The organism is Aurantimonas sp. 22II-16-19i (assembly GCF_002088275.1).
Classification (GTDB): Bacteria; Pseudomonadota; Alphaproteobacteria; order Rhizobiales; family Rhizobiaceae; genus Jiella.
This window is the reverse complement of the sequence record NZ_AQQS01000034.1, coordinates 33657-52179: the sequence shown is the minus strand read 5'-3', so window position 1 is coordinate 52179 and position 18523 is coordinate 33657. Positions and strand designations below refer to the sequence as shown.

General features: G+C 70.5%; 15 protein-coding genes. 13 read left to right on the top strand and 2 right to left on the bottom strand.

What is annotated here, in order from left to right; genetic code table 11:
• The first annotated feature begins 54 nt into the window (after positions 1–54).
• From ATO4_RS21475 to ATO4_RS21415, 13 genes are all read left to right on the top strand, one after another.
• On the top strand, positions 55–1584 hold the full coding sequence (locus tag ATO4_RS21475) for an ABC transporter substrate-binding protein (protein ID WP_083593820.1): 1530 nt from the start codon (positions 55–57) through the stop codon (positions 1582–1584).
• Positions 1585–1593: 9 nt separating this feature from the next.
• Positions 1594–2550: an ABC transporter permease gene (locus ATO4_RS21470; protein ID WP_083593819.1), complete on the top strand. Its 957-nt coding sequence runs from the start codon at positions 1594–1596 to the stop codon at positions 2548–2550.
• A 4-nt stretch (positions 2551–2554) separates the two neighbouring features.
• Entirely contained in the window at positions 2555–4477 is a 1923-nt protein-coding gene (locus ATO4_RS21465; protein ID WP_083593818.1) for a dipeptide/oligopeptide/nickel ABC transporter permease/ATP-binding protein, read from the top strand.
• Complete coding sequence (locus tag ATO4_RS21460) at positions 4474–5472, top strand: oligopeptide/dipeptide ABC transporter ATP-binding protein (protein ID WP_083593817.1); 999 nt, start codon at positions 4474–4476, stop codon at positions 5470–5472. The genes ATO4_RS21465 and ATO4_RS21460 overlap by 4 nt, the downstream gene beginning before the upstream one ends.
• On the top strand, positions 5469–6185 hold the full coding sequence (locus tag ATO4_RS21455) for an SDR family NAD(P)-dependent oxidoreductase (RefSeq protein WP_083593816.1): 717 nt from the start codon (positions 5469–5471) through the stop codon (positions 6183–6185). Before ATO4_RS21460 ends, ATO4_RS21455 begins: the two co-directional genes overlap by 4 nt.
• A 37-nt stretch (positions 6186–6222) precedes the next feature.
• A complete protein-coding gene (locus ATO4_RS21450) occupies positions 6223–7032 on the top strand; it encodes a creatininase family protein (RefSeq protein ID WP_083593815.1) in 810 nt (269 codons plus the stop codon).
• 41 nt (positions 7033–7073) lie between these two features.
• Complete coding sequence (locus tag ATO4_RS21445; RefSeq protein WP_083593833.1) at positions 7074–8006, top strand: glyoxylate/hydroxypyruvate reductase A; 933 nt, start codon at positions 7074–7076, stop codon at positions 8004–8006.
• A gap of 145 nt (positions 8007–8151) precedes the next feature.
• Positions 8152–9156, top strand: a complete 1005-nt coding sequence (locus ATO4_RS21440) for a 3'-5' exonuclease (protein ID WP_083593814.1) — start codon at positions 8152–8154, stop codon at positions 9154–9156.
• 240 nt (positions 9157–9396) lie between these two features.
• Positions 9397–11058: an ABC transporter substrate-binding protein gene (locus ATO4_RS21435; protein ID WP_083593813.1), complete on the top strand. Its 1662-nt coding sequence runs from the start codon at positions 9397–9399 to the stop codon at positions 11056–11058.
• A gap of 4 nt (positions 11059–11062) precedes the next feature.
• Entirely contained in the window at positions 11063–12028 is a 966-nt protein-coding gene (locus tag ATO4_RS21430; RefSeq protein WP_083593832.1) for an ABC transporter permease, read from the top strand.
• Positions 12025–12903, top strand: a complete 879-nt coding sequence (locus ATO4_RS21425; protein ID WP_083593812.1) for an ABC transporter permease — start codon at positions 12025–12027, stop codon at positions 12901–12903. Before ATO4_RS21430 ends, ATO4_RS21425 begins: the two co-directional genes overlap by 4 nt.
• Positions 12900–14960, top strand: coding sequence for an ABC transporter ATP-binding protein (locus ATO4_RS21420; protein WP_083593811.1), 2061 nt, complete (start codon positions 12900–12902; stop codon positions 14958–14960). Before ATO4_RS21425 ends, ATO4_RS21420 begins: the two co-directional genes overlap by 4 nt.
• Positions 14957–16648 carry a M20/M25/M40 family metallo-hydrolase gene (locus ATO4_RS21415; protein WP_083593810.1) on the top strand — a complete coding sequence of 564 codons (1692 nt, stop codon included), beginning with the start codon at positions 14957–14959 and terminating at the stop codon, positions 16646–16648. Before ATO4_RS21420 ends, ATO4_RS21415 begins: the two co-directional genes overlap by 4 nt.
• Before the next feature lie 52 nt (positions 16649–16700).
• Here the strand turns inward: ATO4_RS21415 and ATO4_RS21410 are convergent, their stop codons facing one another.
• Together ATO4_RS21410 and ATO4_RS21405 are read right to left on the bottom strand one after the other, a co-directional pair.
• On the bottom strand, positions 16701–17510 hold the full coding sequence (locus tag ATO4_RS21410) for a PhnD/SsuA/transferrin family substrate-binding protein (RefSeq protein ID WP_083593809.1): 810 nt from the start codon (positions 17508–17510) through the stop codon (positions 16701–16703).
• Positions 17511–17535: 25 nt separating this feature from the next.
• Complete coding sequence (locus ATO4_RS21405) at positions 17536–18498, bottom strand: fatty acid desaturase (protein WP_083593808.1); 963 nt, start codon at positions 18496–18498, stop codon at positions 17536–17538.
• Positions 18499–18523: the final 25 nt, after the last annotated feature.

Genomic DNA, 18523 nt, shown 5'->3' with positions numbered 1-18523 from the left:
CGACATCTTCCAACCGGCCAGCCGATGCCCGGCCACGAGCATGGAGACAGCGAAATGACGATGCGCCTCAACCGCCGCAGCTTCCTCGCCACCAGCGCCGCCGCCGGTGCCCTCGCCTTCGTCGGCCCGAAGGGGTTGCGGGCCGAGACCAACGGCACGCTGCGCTTCGGGCTGTCCGCCTATCCGCCGAGCTTCGACGCCTGGGCCTCCTCGGGCTCGGCGGCCGGCACGGTCAAGCTCCTGATGCATCGCGGCCTCCTCGGCTTTGCGCCGGACGGCACGATGCGCGGCGAGCTCGCCGAGAGCTTCGCGGTCGACGACGCGGGAACCTGGACCTTCAAGCTGCGCGACGCCCGCTGGCACGACGGCTCGCCCGTCACCGCCGAGGACATCGCCTGGAACGTCGCCGAGGCGGCCAAGCCCGATTCCACCGCCTTCTTCCGCGGCGAGCTGCAGTCGATCGTCAAGGTCGAGACGCCGGACGACAAGACCGTGCTGATGACGACGGACAAGCCTTCGGCGGTGCTGCCCGGCTGGTTCGCCCATTTCAACATGCCGATGATCAAGAAGGGCGAAGCGCCGGACACGACGATGGGCGCCGGCCCCTTCAAGCTCGACAAGACCGATCGCGGCGTGTCGCTGAGCCTGTCGGCCTTCGACGGCTACTACAAGGAGGGCCTGCCGAAGCTCGCCGGGGTCGAGGTCATCGTCTATGCCGACGAGAACCTGCGGGTCGCCGCGCTCGACGCCGGCGACGTCGACCTCATCGAATACGTGCCCTGGCAGGCGATGGAGCAGATCGAGGCCAACGAGCGCCTGAAGCTCGACGCCGTCGACGGGCCGTTCATGTATCTGACCTTCAACGCCGAGCGCCCGCCCTTCGACGATCCGCGGGTGCGCCGCGCCGTCGCCCATGCGATCAAGCGCGAGGACATCGTCGCCGCCGCCTTCTACGGCCGCGGCAGCGCGCTCGAACACCTGCCGCTGGCCCAGGGCTCGGACTACTACAACGAGGATCTCGCCAACGGCTGGGCCTACGACCCGGACAAGGCGATGGCGCTGCTCGCCGAGGCGGGGCATCCGAACGGCTTCGACTGCACCATGCTGGCCACCGCCCAGTACGGCATGCACCAGAGCACCGCCGAGGTCTGCCAGGCCTATCTGTCGATGGTCGGGATCAATGCCAAGCTCGACCTGCCGGAATGGGCGACCCGCGTCCAGAAGGGCAACCAGGGCCAGTACGACCTCGCCGTGATGGGCACCACCGCCTCCAACAACGATCCGGACGGCATGACCCAGCTGATCGACGGCGCGCTGCCGGCGAGCTTCGTGCGCAGCTACGGCCTGAAGACGCCGGAGATCACCGAACTCCTCGCCAAGGGCCGCCAGACCTTCGACGCGGCCGAGCGCAAGACGATCTACCACCAGATGGAGGAGAAGGCGCTGGAGACGACGCCGATCGCAGGCCTCGCCTGGCGCTCGCAGGGTTTTGCGATGAAGGCCGGTGTTTCCGGCTTCACCAACATGCCCGGCCAGCTCTGCTTCTATTCGCCGGAGACCCTGGAAGAGACGGTCCTCGGCTGAGGCCGGCCGATGTTGCGCTACATCGCCTATCGCAGCCTGCTCGCCGTCTTCCTGGTCTGGATCGTGGTGACGCTGGTGTTCCTGCTCCTGCATCTCGTGCCGGGCGATCCGGCCGAGCTGCTGCTCAGCCAGGGCTCCACCGCCGCCGACCCGCAGGCGGTCGCGAATCTGCGCGAGCGGCTGGGTCTCGACGATCCCTTGTGGCTGCAATACGCCCACCACATCGGCGGGCTCGTCACCGGCGATCTCGGGACGTCGTTCCGCGACGGCGCCTCGGTGACGGGACAGATCGTCCAGCGCCTGCCGCGCACGCTGGAGGTGATCCTCGCCGCCGCGCTGATCGCCGTGGCGCTCGGGGTTCCTGCGGGAACGCTGGCGGCGATCCGGGCCGGCGGCTGGATCGACACGCTCATCTCCTTCCTGTCATCGCTGGCGCTCTCGACCCCGGTCTTCGTCGTCGGCTCGGTGGTGATCCTCGTCTTCGCCCAGGAGCTGCGGCTGGTTCCGGCCGGCGGCTACGTGCCATTCGCCGTCGATCCGCTCCGCCACCTCCTCTTGCTGATGCTGCCCGCCGGAACGGTGGCGCTGGCGCTTTGGGCGGTCATCGCGCGGATGACGCGGGCCTCCGTCCTCGACGTCCTCGAGCGCGACTATGTGCGCACCGCAAGGGCCAAGGGGCTCTCGCGCGCGAAAATCCTGCGGCGGCACGTGGTGCGCAACGCGATGATCCCGGTGCTGACCGTGCTCGGGCTGGAGATGGGCACCTTGATCGGCGGCACGGTGCTGGTCGAGTTCGTGTTCAACTGGCCGGGCCTCTCCGGCTATCTGGTCAGCGCCGTCGATGCCCGCGATTACCCCGAAGTCGTCGGCATCGTGATGGTGATCTCGATCCTCTTCGTCTTCCTCAACCTCGTCGTCGACATCGTCTATGCGGTGCTCGATCCGCGCATCAGCCTGACCCGGTGACGCGATGCGCAAGCTGATCCTGCCGGTCTCGATCATCGCCGTCATCCTGGCCCTGGTGCTGCTCGCGCCCATCCTGCCGCTCGCCGACGTCCGGGCCATGGACATCCCCCACCGCTTCGCCGGCCCGTCGCTGCAGCACTGGCTCGGCCAGGACGAATTCGGCCGCGACGTCCTCACGCGGCTGATCTTCGGGGCGCGGGCGTCGCTGTCGATCGCCATCGGCTCGGCGCTGGCGGCGGCACTGATCGGCGCGGCGCTCGGGCTTCTCGGCGGCTATTTTCGCGGGCTGGTCGAGCTCGTCACGGTGCGGGCCGCCGAGGTGGTGCTCTGCCTGCCGCCGCTGCTCCTGGCGCTGCTCGTCGTCACCATTCTCGGCGCCGGCTTCTGGCCGCTGATCCTGGCGCTGACCATCCTCTACACGCCGAACTACGCCCGCGTCGTCTATGCCGCGACGCTGCAGGTGCGCGGCCTCGACTTCGTCACCGCCCAGCGGGCGCTCGGCACCCATCCGATGACGATCGTGCTGCGCACGCTTTTGCCCAACGTCCTGCCGCCGCTGGTCGTGCAGATCTCGCTGGTGATCGCCTCGGCCATCGTCATCGAGAGCGGCCTCAGCTTTCTCGGCCTCGGCGTGGTGCCGCCGACGCCCTCCTGGGGGCTGATGATCCGCTCGGCGCGGGGCGCCATGGAGCAGGCGCCGATGCTGCTGGTCTGGCCGTCGCTGGCGCTCGCCGGCACGATCCTCACCTTCAACCTCCTCTGCGACCGGCTGCAGAGCGTCCTCGATCCGCGCGCCGTGCCGGCGGGCGGGGCGATCTGGCTGCGCCGGAGCAAAGCCGCCCCGCGCCCGCAGCGCCAGGCCTTTCGCCCCGCCGACCCGCAGCGGGCGGCGGCCGGCGACGCGGCCGGCGAGACGGGCAAGCCGGGCGCTGCACCGGCCGATCTCCTGTCGATCGAGGGCCTGACCATCGCCCTCGACAGGCCGGGCGGCGTCGGCTCGGGCATGGAGCTCGTGCGCGACGTCTCGCTCGCCGTGCGACCCGGCGAGACGCTGGCGCTGGTCGGCGAGAGCGGCTCGGGCAAGACTTTGACCAGCCTCGCCATCACCGGGCTGTTGCCGGACGTCCTCGCCGTCACCGCGGGAACCGCCACCTATGTCCGGCGCGACGGGACGGCGGTCGATCTCCTCGCCGAAGACGAGGACGGCCACCGGCGCCTGCGCGGCGACGAGATTTCCATGGTGTTCCAGGACGCCAGCGCCGCGCTCAACCCGGTCCACCGCATCGGCGACCAGCTCGCCGAGGTGATCCTCGCCCATCGCCCCGTGACCCGCGCGCAGGCGGCGGCAGAGGCGGTGGCGCTGCTGAAACGGGTCGGCATTCCCGACCCGGAGCGACGGGCGCGGGCCTATCCGCACGAACTCTCCGGCGGCCAGCGCCAGCGCGCGATGATCGCCATCGCCGTCGCCAACCGGCCGAAGCTGCTCCTCGCCGACGAGCCGACCACCGCCCTCGACCCGACGATCCAGGCGCAGATCCTGGCGCTGATCGCCGACCTCAAGCACGACAATCCCGAGATGGGCGTCGTCTTCGTCACCCACAATCTCGCCGTCGTCGCCGAGATCGCCGACCGCGTCGCGGTGATGTATGCGGGCGAGCTGGTCGAGGAGGGCCCGGTCGAGGCAGTGTTCGCGCGGCCCCGCCATCCATATACCGCCGCGCTGATCGGCTCGGTCCCCGAAGGCGGCGCCGCGCGCCTCGTCGCCATCCCCGGCACCGTCCCCGCCCCCGGCCACATGCCTCCCGGCTGCCGCTTCGCGCCGCGCTGCGACCATGCCGAGGCGATCTGCCGCGAGGCGCCGCCGGCGGAGTTCCGGCCGCAAGCCGATCGCCGCATCCGTTGCCTGCGCTTCGAGGAGGTCACATGACCGGCACCCCGCTCGTCGAGGCCGACCGCCTGTCGCGCAATTTCCCGATGCGCAGCGGCCTGTTCGGCAGAAGCCGGGACGTCTTTGCCGTGCGCGACGTCTCGCTCGCCGTCGCAAAGGGCGAGGCCGTCGGCGTCGTCGGCGAATCGGGCTGCGGAAAGTCCACCCTCGGGCGGATGGTGCTGGGGCTGGAGACACCCAGCGCCGGCTCGATCCGCTTCGAGGGCCGGGATCTTGCCGGCGTCTCCGGTGCCGAGCGGCGAGCGCTCGCGCGGCGCATGCAGATGGTGTTCCAGGACCCGTTCGGCTCCCTCGACCCGCGCCGCAGCGTCGGCGCCCAGATCGCCGACGGCCTGCGCGTCCATCACATCGTCCCGAAAGCCGGGATCGAGGCGGAGGTCGCCCGGCTGATCGACGTCGTCGGCCTCCAGAAGAGCGCGGCGAAGCGCCGGCCGCACGAGTTTTCCGGCGGCCAGCGCCAGCGCATCGCCGTGGCGCGGGCGCTGGCGACACGGCCGGACTTCATCGTCGCCGACGAGCCGGTCTCCGCCCTCGACGTGTCGATCCAGGCGCAGGTGGTGAACCTCCTCGCCGATCTGAGGCGCGATCTCGGCCTCGCCATGCTGTTCATCGCCCACGACCTGCATGTCGTGCGGCATCTGTCGACAAGGGCGGTGGTGATGTATCTCGGCCGGATCGTCGAGGAGGGGCCGAGCGACAAGGTGTTCGGCGCGCCGGCCCATCCCTATACGCGGGCGCTGATGGCGGCGACGCCGTCGATCTCGGCCCGCAAGGCCGATGAGGGCCACGTGCTCTCCGGCGAGATGCCGAGCCCGGCCGATCCGCCGTCGGGTTGCGCCTTCCGCACGCGGTGCCCGATCGCTTCGCCCGAATGCGCCGAGGCGGTCCCCGACCTTTCCCCCTACGAGCCCGGCTGGAACGTCCGCTGCATCAAGGCCGGGCCGGCCCATCTTTCGACGGGAGCCCATCCATGACCCGACCCATCGCGATGATCACCGGCGGCAATCGCGGCATCGGCCTTGCCATCGCCCGCGAACTCGCCGGCAGAGGCTACCGCCTGTCCCTCGGCCTGCGCGACCCGGCGAGCCTGCCGGAGGAGCTGACGGCGGGCGATCCGATCGTCACCCCCTATGACGCCGCCGATGCCGGTGCGGCGCGGCGCTTCGTCGAGGCGACGCTGGAGGCGGCCGGGCGCATCGACGTCCTCGTCAACAATGCCGGCATCTCCCGCGACCTGAAGCTGATGCCCGAGCCGCCGCAGGACGACGCCGAGATGGAAGACGCCCTCGAGGCGCTGCTCGCGATCAACGTCAAGGCGCCGTTCCGCCTCACCCGCGCGGCGCTTCCCGCGCTCTGCCGGTCCGGGCGGGGCCGCATCGTCACCCTGGCCTCGCTGTCGGGCAAGCGGGTGCTCGGCCTCGGCGCCGGCTACCAGATGACCAAGCACGCCGCCGTCGCCCTCTCCCATGCCGCCCGCCGCGCCGGCTGGGACGAGGGGGTGCGGGCCTGCGCCGTCTGCCCCGGCTTCGTCGCCACCGACATGACCAGCCACCACGACGAGCTGCCGCGCCACGAGATCACCCAGCCCGAAGACCTCGCCCGGCTGGTCGCGGAGGTGGTGGCGCTGCCCAACACCGCCAGCGTCTCCGAGCTTCACGTCAACTGGCGCTACGAGCCGGGGCTTTGAGCCCGGCGCGCGCCCATCCCAGCCGCAAGGACCAGCCATGACCGACAAGATCCGGATCGCCCACCTCACATCCCAGGAAGCCCGCGAAGAGCTGACCTCCGACGCCGTCGTCCTCCTGCCGATGGGCTCGCTGGAGGACCAGGGCATCCACGCGCCGATGGGCGACTACATGGCCGCCGAGATCATGGCCGACGAGATGGCGAAGGCAGCCCGGACCGAGGGGCTGAAGGTCTTCACGGCGCCGGTCATTCCGTTCGGCGGCAAGGATTATTTCGAATCCTCCCATGGCGGCATCTCGATCTCCCACACAACCCTCGTCGCCATTCTCGACGACATGTTCGCCTGCCTCGAGCGCCACGGCATCAAGAAGCTGATGATCGTCAACGGCCATGGCGGCAACGTGCCGGCGATCACCGAGGTGGCGCTGCGCTGGCGCCAGAAGGCCGGGCTGTTCGTCCCCTCGCTGTATCTCTGGAAGGTCTCCTACGGGCTCCTGCCGGAGATCGTCGGGAAGGAGACGGCGGCCAGAAGCTCCGGCCATGGCGGCGATCCGCTGACCTCGATCGGCCTGCACTTCTATCCCGATCTCTTGCGCCCCGACCTGATGCGGCCGGCCCCGACCGGGGCGAGCGTCAAGGGCATGGCGGTCTCCGGCTTTTCCTCGATCAGCTATGCCGGCGCCGACATCCAGGTGCCGATCGAGGCGATCGAGGCGACGACGACCGGCGCCTATGGCTGCGACCCGCAGCTTGCCAGCGCCGCGACCGGCAAGGCGCTCGCCGACAAGCTCGTCGCCATCGGCGTCGGTCTGATCCGCGACCACGTCGCCCCCGGCCTCCACGACTGACGATCCCGCCGGAGCTTGCGGCACCCATGGAAAGGACCCTGATGACCGTTGCCGTCTATCTGCCGGATCTCGAGAAGACGCGGTGGTGGTGCCGGACGCTGGCCGAGCTCTTGCCCGGCTGGAGCGTCCGGCCGCTGGTCGAGATCGAGGATCGCGAGACGGTCGCCTATGCCGTGGTCTGGCGGCCGCGCACCGGCGATCTCGCGCGGTTTTCAAACCTCAAGGCCATCGTCTCGGTCGGGGCCGGCATCGACCACGTGCTGGCCGATGCCGAGCTACCGGGCAACGTGCCGATCATCCGCACCGTCGGCGCCGACCTCACCCAGCGCATGCGCGAATACGTCGCGCTGCACGTCCTGCGCCATCACCGGGACATGCCGCGTCAGCTCCAGGCCCAGGCGGAGCGGGACTGGCACCAGATCGTCGTGCCCGTCGCGCCGAACCGCAAGGTCGGCGTCATGGGCCTCGGTAATCTCGGGGCGGATGCGGCGCGCACGCTCGCCGGCCTCGGCTTTGCCACCAGAGGCTGGTCGCGCGGCGCCAAGGCCATCGACGGGGTCGAGACGTTTGCCGGCGCGGCCGGGCTGCCGGCCTTCCTCGACGGGCTGGAGATCCTGGTGAACCTGTTGCCGCTCACCGCCGAGACCACCGGCATCCTCGACGGGGCGCTGTTCGCGCAGCTGGCGCCGGGCGCCTGCCTGATCAACTGCGCGCGGGGCGCGCATCTCGTCGACGACGACCTCCTCGCGGCGCTGGAGGCGGGCCAGATCAAGCAGGCGACCCTCGACGTCTTCCATCAGGAGCCGCTGCCGGCGGGCCATCCGTTCTGGAGCCATCCGGCGATCACCGTGACGCCGCACATCGCCTCGCAGATCGACGCGGCGACCGGCGGCCGGCTGATCGCGGCCAATCTGCAGCGCTTCGAGGCGGGCGAGCCGGTGCCGGACCTCGCGGACGCCGCGCGGGGATATTGACCGGCCGGCATGGGCGGCGATGGGCGGCAATGGCGGGCCGGGCCTGAAATCCCGACGAAAAAGCCGGGGATAGACGCGGCCTCTCGCGGTTTTGACCGCGCCGGGCATCTCCCATGGCCGCCGCCGCTGCGCTAGAAGCGGGACGATGACAGCCGCCAACATGCGACAGTTCGATCTCTTCGCCCCGGGCGCCGGCTCGGAGCCCCTCTCCGCCGTGCCCGGCGCCAAACGTGCGTCCCGCAATTCGCTCCGGCCGGTTGTCCCGCAGGAGCCCGAGGCGATGGCGCGGCAGCTGGAGGCCACTGGCGCCTACCGGGTGCTGCGGCGGCTGGAAGCGCGGCCGGTGCTTGCCGGCTGGTCGCCGGATCGTCTTGCCCCGGGTGAGAAGATCGGCGTCATCCTCGACACCGAGACGACCGGCCTCGACTGCCGCAGCGCCGAGATCATCGAGCTCGGCATGGTGATGTTCACCTATGACGACGCCGGCATCCGCGACGTGGTGAGGGTGTTCGACGCGCTGCGCGAGCCGGGCGTTCCGATCCCGCCGGAGATCACGCGGATCACCGGGATCACCGACCAGATGGTGGCGGGCAAGGCCATCGATCCCGCCGCCGTCGCCGAGTTCATCGCGCCGGCCGATCTCGTCATCGCCCACAATGCCAAGTTCGACCGGCCCTTCTGCGAGCGCTTCGCGCCGGGCTTCGACGCCAAAGCCTGGGCCTGCTCGGTGGCCGAGGTCGACTGGACCGCACTCGGCTTCGAGGGATCGAAGCTCACCTATCTCATCGGCCAGTGCGGCTGGTTCCACAACGGCCACCGGGCGGTGGACGACTGCCACGCGCTGCTCGAGGTCCTGGATTTCCGCCGCGACGCGGCGGGGCCGAGCGCTTTCTCCGCTCTCGTCGCCTCGGCCGGCCGGCGCCGCGGCCGCATCTTCGCCGTCGGCAGCCCGTTCGAGCTGAAGGATGCCCTGAAGGCGAGGGGCTATCGCTGGAACGACGGCAATGACGGCCGGCCGAAGAGCTGGTGGACCGAGATCGAGGAGGACGGCTTCGACGCCGAATGCCGGTTCCTGCGCGAGGAGATCTATCGCCGCGACGTCGAGCCGATCGTCCAGTGGCTGACCGCCGTCGAGCGCTACCGGGCCTGAGGCGGCCGGCGATCTCGGGGGCGAGCGATCCTCGGGTGTGGGCGGCAGGCCGGGCCGGCGTCTTGGCACGGCGCCGGAGGTGACGCGACGACCGGCGACGGGCCGCAATGGAAAGCGGGAGCAGGGCGCCATCCGGACAGCACCGATTTGTCCACGGGGCAAATCAATCCCTCCGCAGCCCCTTCCCCTCTGGCATAAAACTTGGTTGTATCCTGCCAGAACCATCGGGGGATCACCGCCATGTCTCGCATCATCCGCACTCTCGGCAATTGGCGGCTCGGCCGCACCCATCTCGAGAACCATGTCATCGATGAACTTCTGAGCGGCCGGCTCGACCGGCGCTCGTTCCTGAGGCATGGCAGCCGGATCGGCCTGTCGCTGGCGGTCATGGCCGCGGCGCTGAAGACCGTCGGCCTCGATCCGATCACCAGCGCGAGGGCGCAGTCCGGCAAGCCCGGCGGCACCCTGCGCATCGCCCTCATCGCCCCCTCGGGCACGATCGACCCGGTGACGGTGGCCGACCAGTACGGCCTCCTCGTCCTGCAGCAGGTCGGCGACTTCCTGGTGATGGACGGGCCGGACCTCGTGCTGCGGCCGATGCTGGCGACGGAATGGTCGCCCAACGAGGACGGCACCGTCTGGACCTTCAAGCTGCGCGACGACGTGAAATTCCACGACGGGCGGGCCATGACCGCCGACGATGTCGTCGCCTCGATCGACCGGCTGGCCGATCCGGAGAACGGCTCCAACGCCCTCTCCGCCTTCAAGGGCGTCCTGTCGAAGGGCGGCACGCGCAAGGTCGACGACCACACCGTCGCCTTCCATCTCGACGCGCCGAACGGCAATTTCCCCTATTATCTCTCCTCCGACAACTACAACGCCATCATCCTGCCGGCGGACTATTCCGGCGGCTTCGAGGCGCAGATGAACGCCACCGGGCCGTTCAAGCTCGAGCGCTACACGCCGAAGGTCGGCGCGACCTTCGTCAAGAATCCCGACTACTGGGGCGGCGCGCCGCTGCTCGACCGGGTCGAGATGAGCTTCTATGCCGACCAGCAGCCGCAGGTACTGGGGCTGCTCGGCGGCCAGGTGGACGTCGTCCAGCAGGTGACGGTGCAGGGCTCCCAGAGCCTGTTCGACAATCCGGCGGTGAAGATCCTCGAGCTGCGCTCGAATTCCCACCGCCAGATCCACATGAAGACCCAGTCCGGCCCCTTCGCCGACAAGCGGGTGCGCCAGGCCATGGCCCTCACCCTCGACCGGCCGCGGCTGATCCAGGGCCTGTTCCGCGGCATGGCCGACATCGGCAACGATTCGCCCTTCGCCCCGGTCTTCCCGTCGACCGACCCGACCGTCGAGCAGCGGGCGAAGAACATCGAGAAGGCCAAGCAGCTGATGGCGGAGGCCGGCACCTCGGGCTTCGACACCACCTTCACCACCATGTCGATCCAGGAGCTGCCGGCGCTGGCCAGCCTGATCAAGAACGCGGCGGCCGAGATCGGCATCAACGTCACGCTGAAGATCGAGGATCCCGGCGCCTATTACGGCGACGCCGTGCCGGGCAAGTCGGACTGGCTGGACTCCGAATTCGGCATGACCGACTACGGCCATCGCGGCATTCCGAACGTCTTCCTGACGGCGCCCCTGAAGAGCGACGGCACCTGGAACTCGGCGAACTTCCAGAATGCCGAGTACGACCAGCTGGTCACCGACTACGTCGCCGCCCTCGACCTCGATGCCCAGAAGGACGCCGCCGGCAAGATCCAGCGCCTGCTCCTCGACGAGACGCCGATCATCTTCCCCTACTTCTACAACTGGCTGACGGCGACGGCGCCGAACGTCGCCGGCGTCCAGCCGACGGCCATGGGCCAACTCTTCCTGCAGACCGCGACGGTCGGCTGACTTGATGCAGTCGGCGTTCGGCCGCTTCCTCGTGCGCCGGCTCGTCCTCAGCCTCCTGACGCTGTGGCTGGTCAGCGTCGTGGTGTTTCTCGGCGCGCAGGTGCTGCCCGGCGATCCCGGCCGGGCGATCCTCGGGCCGCTCGCCGACGCGCGGGCGGTGGCCTCGCTGAACGCCGAGCTCGGAGCCGACCGCCCGCCCGTGGAGGTCTATCTCTCCTGGGTGGGCAACATGCTCCAGGGCGACATGGGGCAGTCCTACGCCTATCGGGCGCCGGTGGCGCCCTTCGTCGGCGAGGCGCTGCTGCGCTCTCTGAAGCTCGTCGGCGTGATCTTCGCCATCGTCGTGCCACTGGGGATCGGCGCCGGCGTCCTCGCGGCGCTGAACGCCGGCAAGCCGGTCGACCGGTTCATCTCGGTGGCGAGCCTCTCCCTGACGGTGATCCCGGAATTCGTCTCGGCGATCGCGCTGATCCTGATCTTCGCGGTCATCCTCAGATGGCTGCCGCTGTCGGCGACCTGGCCGGAGGGGGCGGGGCCGCTCGTCCAGCTGGAACACCTGATCCTGCCGGCGCTGCCGCTGGTCATCGTCCTGTTCGGCTACATCGCCCGCATGGCGCGCGCCGGCACGATCGAGGCGCTGTCCTCGGACTATACCCGCACGGCGATCCTGAAAGGCCTGCCGTGGCGCACCGTCCTCACCCGCCACGTCCTGCGCAACGCGCTGGTGCCGACCATCACCGTCGTCGCCGCCCAGACCGGCTATGCGCTGGGCGGCCTCGTCGTGGTCGAGGCGCTGTTCCGCTACCAGGGCATCGGCAACCTCGTGCTCAGCGCCGCGAAAGCCAAGGATTTTGCCATGCTGCAGGCCGGCATTCTGACCATCGGCGCCTTCTTCATCGTCGCGACGCTGGTCGCCGACTGCATCACCGTCATGCTCAACCCGCGGCTGCGGGCGGAGCTCGGCCGATGAGCGCGGCCGCCGGAACCGCCGAGGCGAACGCCGCCCCGCCGCCGCAGAAGAAGGCCCGCTCGACGCCGGCGATCCTTTTGCGCAGCCCGGGCTTTCTCGTCGGCGCGGCGATCGTCCTGTTCTGGGCCTTCTGCGCCGCCTTCGCCCCCCACTTCGTGCCCTATGATCCGCTCGCCGACGACCTCCTCGACACGCTGGCGCCGCCGTCCGCGACGCACTGGTTCGGCACCGACCAGATCGGCCGCGACGTGTTCTCCCGCGTCCTCGTCGGGGCGCGGGACATCCTCACCATCGCGCCGCTGGCGACGCTGCTCGGCACCGTTCTCGGCACCGTGGTCGGCCTCGTCATGGGCTATTTCGGCGGCTGGGTCGACGCCATCGTCGGCCGGCTGATCGAGGTGATGCTGTCGCTACCGCTGATCATCGTCGCCCTGATGGTGCTCGTCGCCCTCGGCCCGTCGACGCCGACGGTGATCGTCGTCGTCGGGCTGGTGTTCACGCCGCTGGTCGCCCGCACGGTGCGCGCCGCGGTGCTGTCGGAGCGCCATCTCGACTACGTCCCCGCCGCCTCGCTGCGCGGCGAGGGCGCCCTGCACATCATGTTCGTGGAGATCCTGCCGAACATCTGGCCGCCGATCATCGTCGAGGCGACGGTGCGGCTCGGCTATGCGATCTTCACCATCGCCTCGCTCTCCTTCCTCGGCTTCGGCGTCCAGCCCCCCTCGCCCGACTGGGGCCTCGCCATCGCCGAGAACTACGGCGTCCTCGTCGGCGGCTTCTGGTGGACCGTCGTACCGGCGACCGTCGCGACGGCCTCGCTGGTGGTGGGCGTCAACCTCGTCGCCGAAGGACTGCAGCGGGCGCTCGCCGAATGACCGATCGCACCCCCTCCGCATCGAGCCCGGCGCTCGAACTCTCGAGGCTGAGCGTCGCCTATACGGTGCGCGGCCGCGACCTGCCGGTGCTCTCCGACGTCAGCCTGAGGATCGAGCGCGGTGAGGCCTACGGGCTCGTCGGCGAGAGCGGCTCCGGCAAGTCCACCGTGGCGCTGGCGCTGCAGCGCGTCCTGCCGCCGAACGGCCGGATCTCGGGCGGCCATGCGCGGGTCGCCGGAAAGGACGTGATGGAGCTCGGCGCCGCGGCGCTGCGGGCCATGCGGGCGAACGACGTCGCCATGGTGTTCCAGGACCCCGGCAAGGCGCTCAATCCCTCGCTCACCGTCGGCCGCCAGATGGCCGAGGTGTTCGAGATCCTCGGCGCCTCCGGAGCCGAGGCGCGGGAGCGCGGCGAGGCGATGCTCGGCCGGGTGCGGATCTCCGATCCGGCCCGGGTGATGGCGAGCTTCCCGCACCAGCTGTCGGGCGGCATGCAGCAGCGCGTCGTCATCGCCATGGCGCTGGCCAAGGACCCGGCGCTGCTGATCCTCGACGAGCCGACCACCGGCCTCGACGCGACGATCGAGGCCGAGGTGCTCGACCTCGTCGACACGCTGCGCCAGGAATTCGGCGCCGCCGTCCTGTTCATCAGCCACAATCTCGCCGCCGTCGCCTCGCTGTGCAACCGCGTCGGCGTGCTCTATGCCGGCAAGCTGGTCGAGGAGGGCCCGGCGCGGGCGCTGTTTGCCGATCCGCGCCATCCCTACACCGCCGGGCTCTTGCGCTGCCTGCCGCGGGCCGGCTTCAAGGGCGGGCCGGCGCTCGACAACATTCCGGGCTTCCCGCCGGTGCCGGGCTCGATCACCGAGGGCTGCGTCTTCGCGCCGCGCTGCGGCCTTGCCGAGGACCGCTGCCGCACCGAGGCGCCGCCGCTCTACGACGTCGGCAACGGACGCGGCAGCCGCTGCCATTTCCACGACCGGGTGGACGATCTGCCGCGCATGAGCGAGGCGCCGCCGGTCAACCTGCCGGAGCGGGGGCCGAACGTCGAACCGGTGCTCAGGCTCGAGCATCTGTCGAAGACCTACAGCCTGCCCGGCAACCGCCGCGTCCAGGCGCTGCGGGACGTCTCGCTGACCCTCGACCCCGGCGAGACGCTGGGCCTCGTCGGGGAATCCGGTTCCGGCAAGTCGACCCTCGCCAATCTCGTCCTCGGCCTTGCCGAGCACGATGCGGGCGGCGCCATCAGCCTCGACGGGACAACGCTGCCGGCCAGCGTCCACCAGCGGCCGCGCGAGGCGGTGAAGGCGATCCAGATCATCTTCCAGAATCCGGATTCGGCGCTGAACCGCGCCCATTCGGTGAAATATCTCATCGGCCGGGCCGTCGGCCGGCTGGCCGGCCTTGCCGGCAAGGCGCGCGACGAGCGGGTGGTGAAGCTCCTGGAAGCGGTGCGGCTGACGCCCCGCCAGCTGCCGGCAAAACCCCGCCAGCTCTCCGGCGGCATGAAGCAGCGCGTCGCCGTCGCCCGGGCCTTCGCCGCCGATCCCCGCGTCATCGTCTGCGACGAGCCGACCTCGGCGCTCGACGTCTCGGTGCAGTCGGCGGTGCTCAACCTGTTGACCGAGCTGCAGGGCGAGCGCCATGTCAGCTACATCCTGATCTCCCACGATCTCGGCGTCGTGCGGCACCTGTCGGACCGGATCGCGGTGATGTATCTCGGCCGGCTGATGGAGATCGGCCCGGCGCGCAGCGTGCTCGAAGGCCCGCACCATCCCTATACCGAGGCGCTGCTCTCGGCCGCCCCGACCGTCACCGGCGAACGCGGCACGCGCATCCGGCTGGAGGGCCCGATCCCGAGCCCGGTCGACCCGCCGACGGGCTGCGTCTTCAACACCCGCTGCCCGAGGAAGTTCGGGCCGATCTGCGAGACCGAGGAACCAGCCTTCACCGCCGACGGCGAGGGCCACGCCATCCGCTGCCACCTGCCGCGGGGCAAGCTCAGCCGCAGCCCGGCGCCGGAGCTCGCTGCGGCATCGCAGGGTGGTGCGGCGTGAGCGGCGAGACGTCGGGCAGGCAGAGCGGCGACGCGTCGGGCCGGCAGGGCGGAGCGTGGTTCGACCGGGTTCGCGAGATCACCCTCGAGCTGACCGCCTGGCCGAGCGTGACCGGCAGTTCCGGCGAGGCGGCCTTCGGCCCGCGCCTTCATGCCTTCCTCGGCGAACTCACCTGTTTCCGGGACCGGCCGGACCAGCTGCGGCTGCTGCCCACAGCCGGCCTTCCCGGCTGCTCCAGCGTCGCCGCGCTGGTGCGTGGACGGGGGCCGGGACTGGGGCGGCGGACGCTGGTGCTCGCCGGCCATTTCGACACGGTCGGCACCGAGAATTACGGCGCCCTCGCCCCGCTCGCCTGCAACCCCTTCGCGCTTCGGGAAACGCTGCGCGAAGAGCTGGCTCATGCCGAGACCGAGGCCGAGCGGCTCGCGGCGCGCGATCTTTCGGGCGAAGATTTCCTGCCCGGCCGCGGCATCCTCGACATGAAGAGCGGTATTGCTGCCGGCATTGCCGTCCTCGAGGCTTTTGCGCTGAGCGATGCGCCGGAGGGCAACCTCCTCCTGATCGCGACGCCGGACGAGGAGAACCGCTCGCGCGGCATGCGTTCGGTGCGGGGCGACCTGCCGGCGCTGGCGCGGGAATGGGACCTCGACATCGTCGGCGCGATCAATCTCGACGCCTCGAGCGATCTCCACGACGGCTCGGCCGGGCGCTCCGTGTTCCTCGGCTCGGTCGGCAAACTCCTGCCCTTCGCCTATGTGGTCGGCCGGCCGGCCCATGCCGGCTATCCCTTCGAGGGGTTCAGCGCCAGCCTTGCCGCAGCCGAGATCGTCCGGGAGATCGAGGCCAATGTCGACATGGCCGAGAGCATCGACGGGGAGGCCAGCGCCCCGCCGGTCTGCCTCAGCCTTGCCGCTTTTCGCGAGCGCTACGACGTCACCATGCCGGACCGGCTGTGGCTGGCCTTCAACATCCTCACCCAGCGCCGCACGCCGGCGGAGGTGTTCGCGCTGTTCCAGGCGGCCGTCGGCGCGGCGATGGAGCGGGCGGTCGAGCGCTATGCCGCCTCGGCCGCGCGGTTTCCGGGCGCTGCGCCGGCGCGCCATCCGGCGAAGATCCTGACCTTCGCGGCGCTGCGGGAGCTGGCTGCCGGCAAGGGCGACGGCGGAGCGGACGCAGCCGGCCCGGCCGCGACTGAAGCGCGTGACGACGACAACCCCTTTGCGGCGACGCCGCCGCTCGTCGACGCCTTGGCGCGGCGCGCCGGGATCGAGGGTCCGGCCGTCGTGGTGGGCTTTGCCGGGCTGCATTATCCGGCGGTGCATCTTCATCCGGACCGCGCCGCGGACCGGGCGCTGGAGGCGGCTGCGCGGCGCGCGGCAACGGAAATCGCGGCGGAGTGCGGCGAGACCATCGGCATCCGCCAGTTCTTCTCCGGCATTTCCGACATGAGCTTTCTCGGCCACCACCCGGACGGGCTGGAACTCGTCGCCGCCAACACGCCTTCGCCGGCCTTCGTCGACCGGCCGGGTGCCGAGCTTTCGACCTTTCCGGTGATCAATATCGGCCCGTGGGGGCGCGAGTTCCACCAGAAGCTCGAGCGGCTGCATGCCGGCTACGCCTTCGAGACCCTGCCGGCGCTGCTGCAGCGGACCGTGCAGCGGCTGTTCGAGACGACGGGCGAGCGCTGAAAAGGGCCTTGGGCGGAACCCGACGGCGGACCGCCGGGATCCGGCGCCTTCGTCAGCGAAGGGTCGGGTAGCCTGCCGCGACTGCCTCGCGCTCGTAGTCGAGGACGACGGCGTAGTCGGATGTTTCGACCGGTTCGATCCCGATCAGCCCCAGCGCCGCGACGGCCTCGGCGGCGTCCGGATCGGCGATCGCGCCGGCGAGCGCCCTCCGGAGCGCCGCAACCTCTTGCGTCGAAGCGCCGGCCCGGGTGACGAAGGGCAGCGCCGGGCTCGTCGCCGTCTCGCCGATCACCCGAAGGCCCGCGACGAGCGCCGGGCGATGGCGGGCGGCGAGGCCGAAGCTCACGCAGTCGATGGCGGCGACGTCCGCCTCGCCGCGCCCGACATGGTCGAGGCTGGCGAGATGGCTGCCGGTGACGACGACCTTGCCGAAGAACCGCCCGCCCTCCGCAAGGCCCGCGACGGCGTGGCGCAAAAGGTTCATGCCGGAATTGGAATCCGCTCCGTTCATCGCGACCCGGCGGCCGCGAAGGTCGGCGAGCGTCTCGAAGGGCGCGCCTTGCGCCACGACGATCAGGCTGCAGTGGCGGGCGCCGGAGCAGCCCGGCCAGGCGTAGATGGGCGCAGCAATGGGCGTGACTTGACCCGCAAGAGCCGTCATCAGCGGATAGCCGCAGGTCTGGGCGAGGAGGAGATCCGGGTCGCGCCAGACCTCCATCAGGGCACGCTGCCGCTCGAGCCGGGCCGGACCATCCTCGAGGCCGCTCGCCCGCAGGCGCCGGGCGATGGCGGCCCACAGCGCGTCGTTCGCCCCTACCAGCCACGGCATGTCGTACATTGCGAGGCTGGCGATGCGGCTCATGCGGGGCTTTTCCTTGCGCCTGGACTCAGGCCGGCGCCTCGCCGCCCCGCGTCACCTGCGGCACCCGGCCGAGCGGATGGGCCGGGCGATCGTGGGGCGCCAGGAAGAAGCGCCGGAAGACGTCCCGGTAACCGGCATAGCGCAGGCCGCCATTGGCGCCGAGCAGCGCCGCGCGGTTGTCGCGATACCACGCCGGAAGACGGTACCACGGCAGGGTCGGATGGGCATGGTGGGCGGCGTGGAGATTGTTGTTGAGGAACAGCAGCGACAGGACCGGCGAGGCCTCCACCACCGCGGTGCGCTTGGAGACCGTGCCTTCCGCCTTGTGCTCGGCGAAGGAGCGCACCAGCTGCAGCGCCGTGCCCGGATAGACGAAGATCAGAAGATAGGCGAGCGGCGAGAGGCCGCAGACGCCCCACAGCCAGGCGAAGACGGCGGCACAGCCGAGGAGATGGCGCCCCCAGATCTTCGCGACGACCCGGTCGCCGGAGCTGACGGCGCGGATTTCCGCGCCGAGGAACCGCAGGATCGACCAGGCCGGGCCGATGACCAGCCGCCCGGCGAGGCAGGTCTGCGCCTCGACGAGGCCGCGGGCGATGGGGCTGAGCTTCTCCCAGTCCGCATCGGTCCAGTAGAAGGATTCCGGGTCGTCGAGGGGATCGGTCAGCCGCTCGTCGCGGTGGTGGCTGAGATGCAGCGTTCGGTAGCGCGCGAAGGGCACCCACAGGGACAGGGGCACGAAGCCGAGCGCCCGGTTCAGCCGGCGCCAGCGGGTGGGATGGCCGTGGATGATCTCGTGCTGCAGGGAGCCGTGCCAGGCGATGGTCCAGGCCGCCGCCGGCACCAGGAGGAGCAGCGGGATCGCCGCGTGCCAGAAGGTCAGCGCGCCCCAGATCGCGTAGATCGCGATGGCGAGGCAGAGCGTCGGCCACTCGATGGCGCGGCCGCGGCGGAAGGGTTCTGCTGTGATTGCGGGCGACTGGCTCATGCGCCCATGATTCGGGCAAATCCGC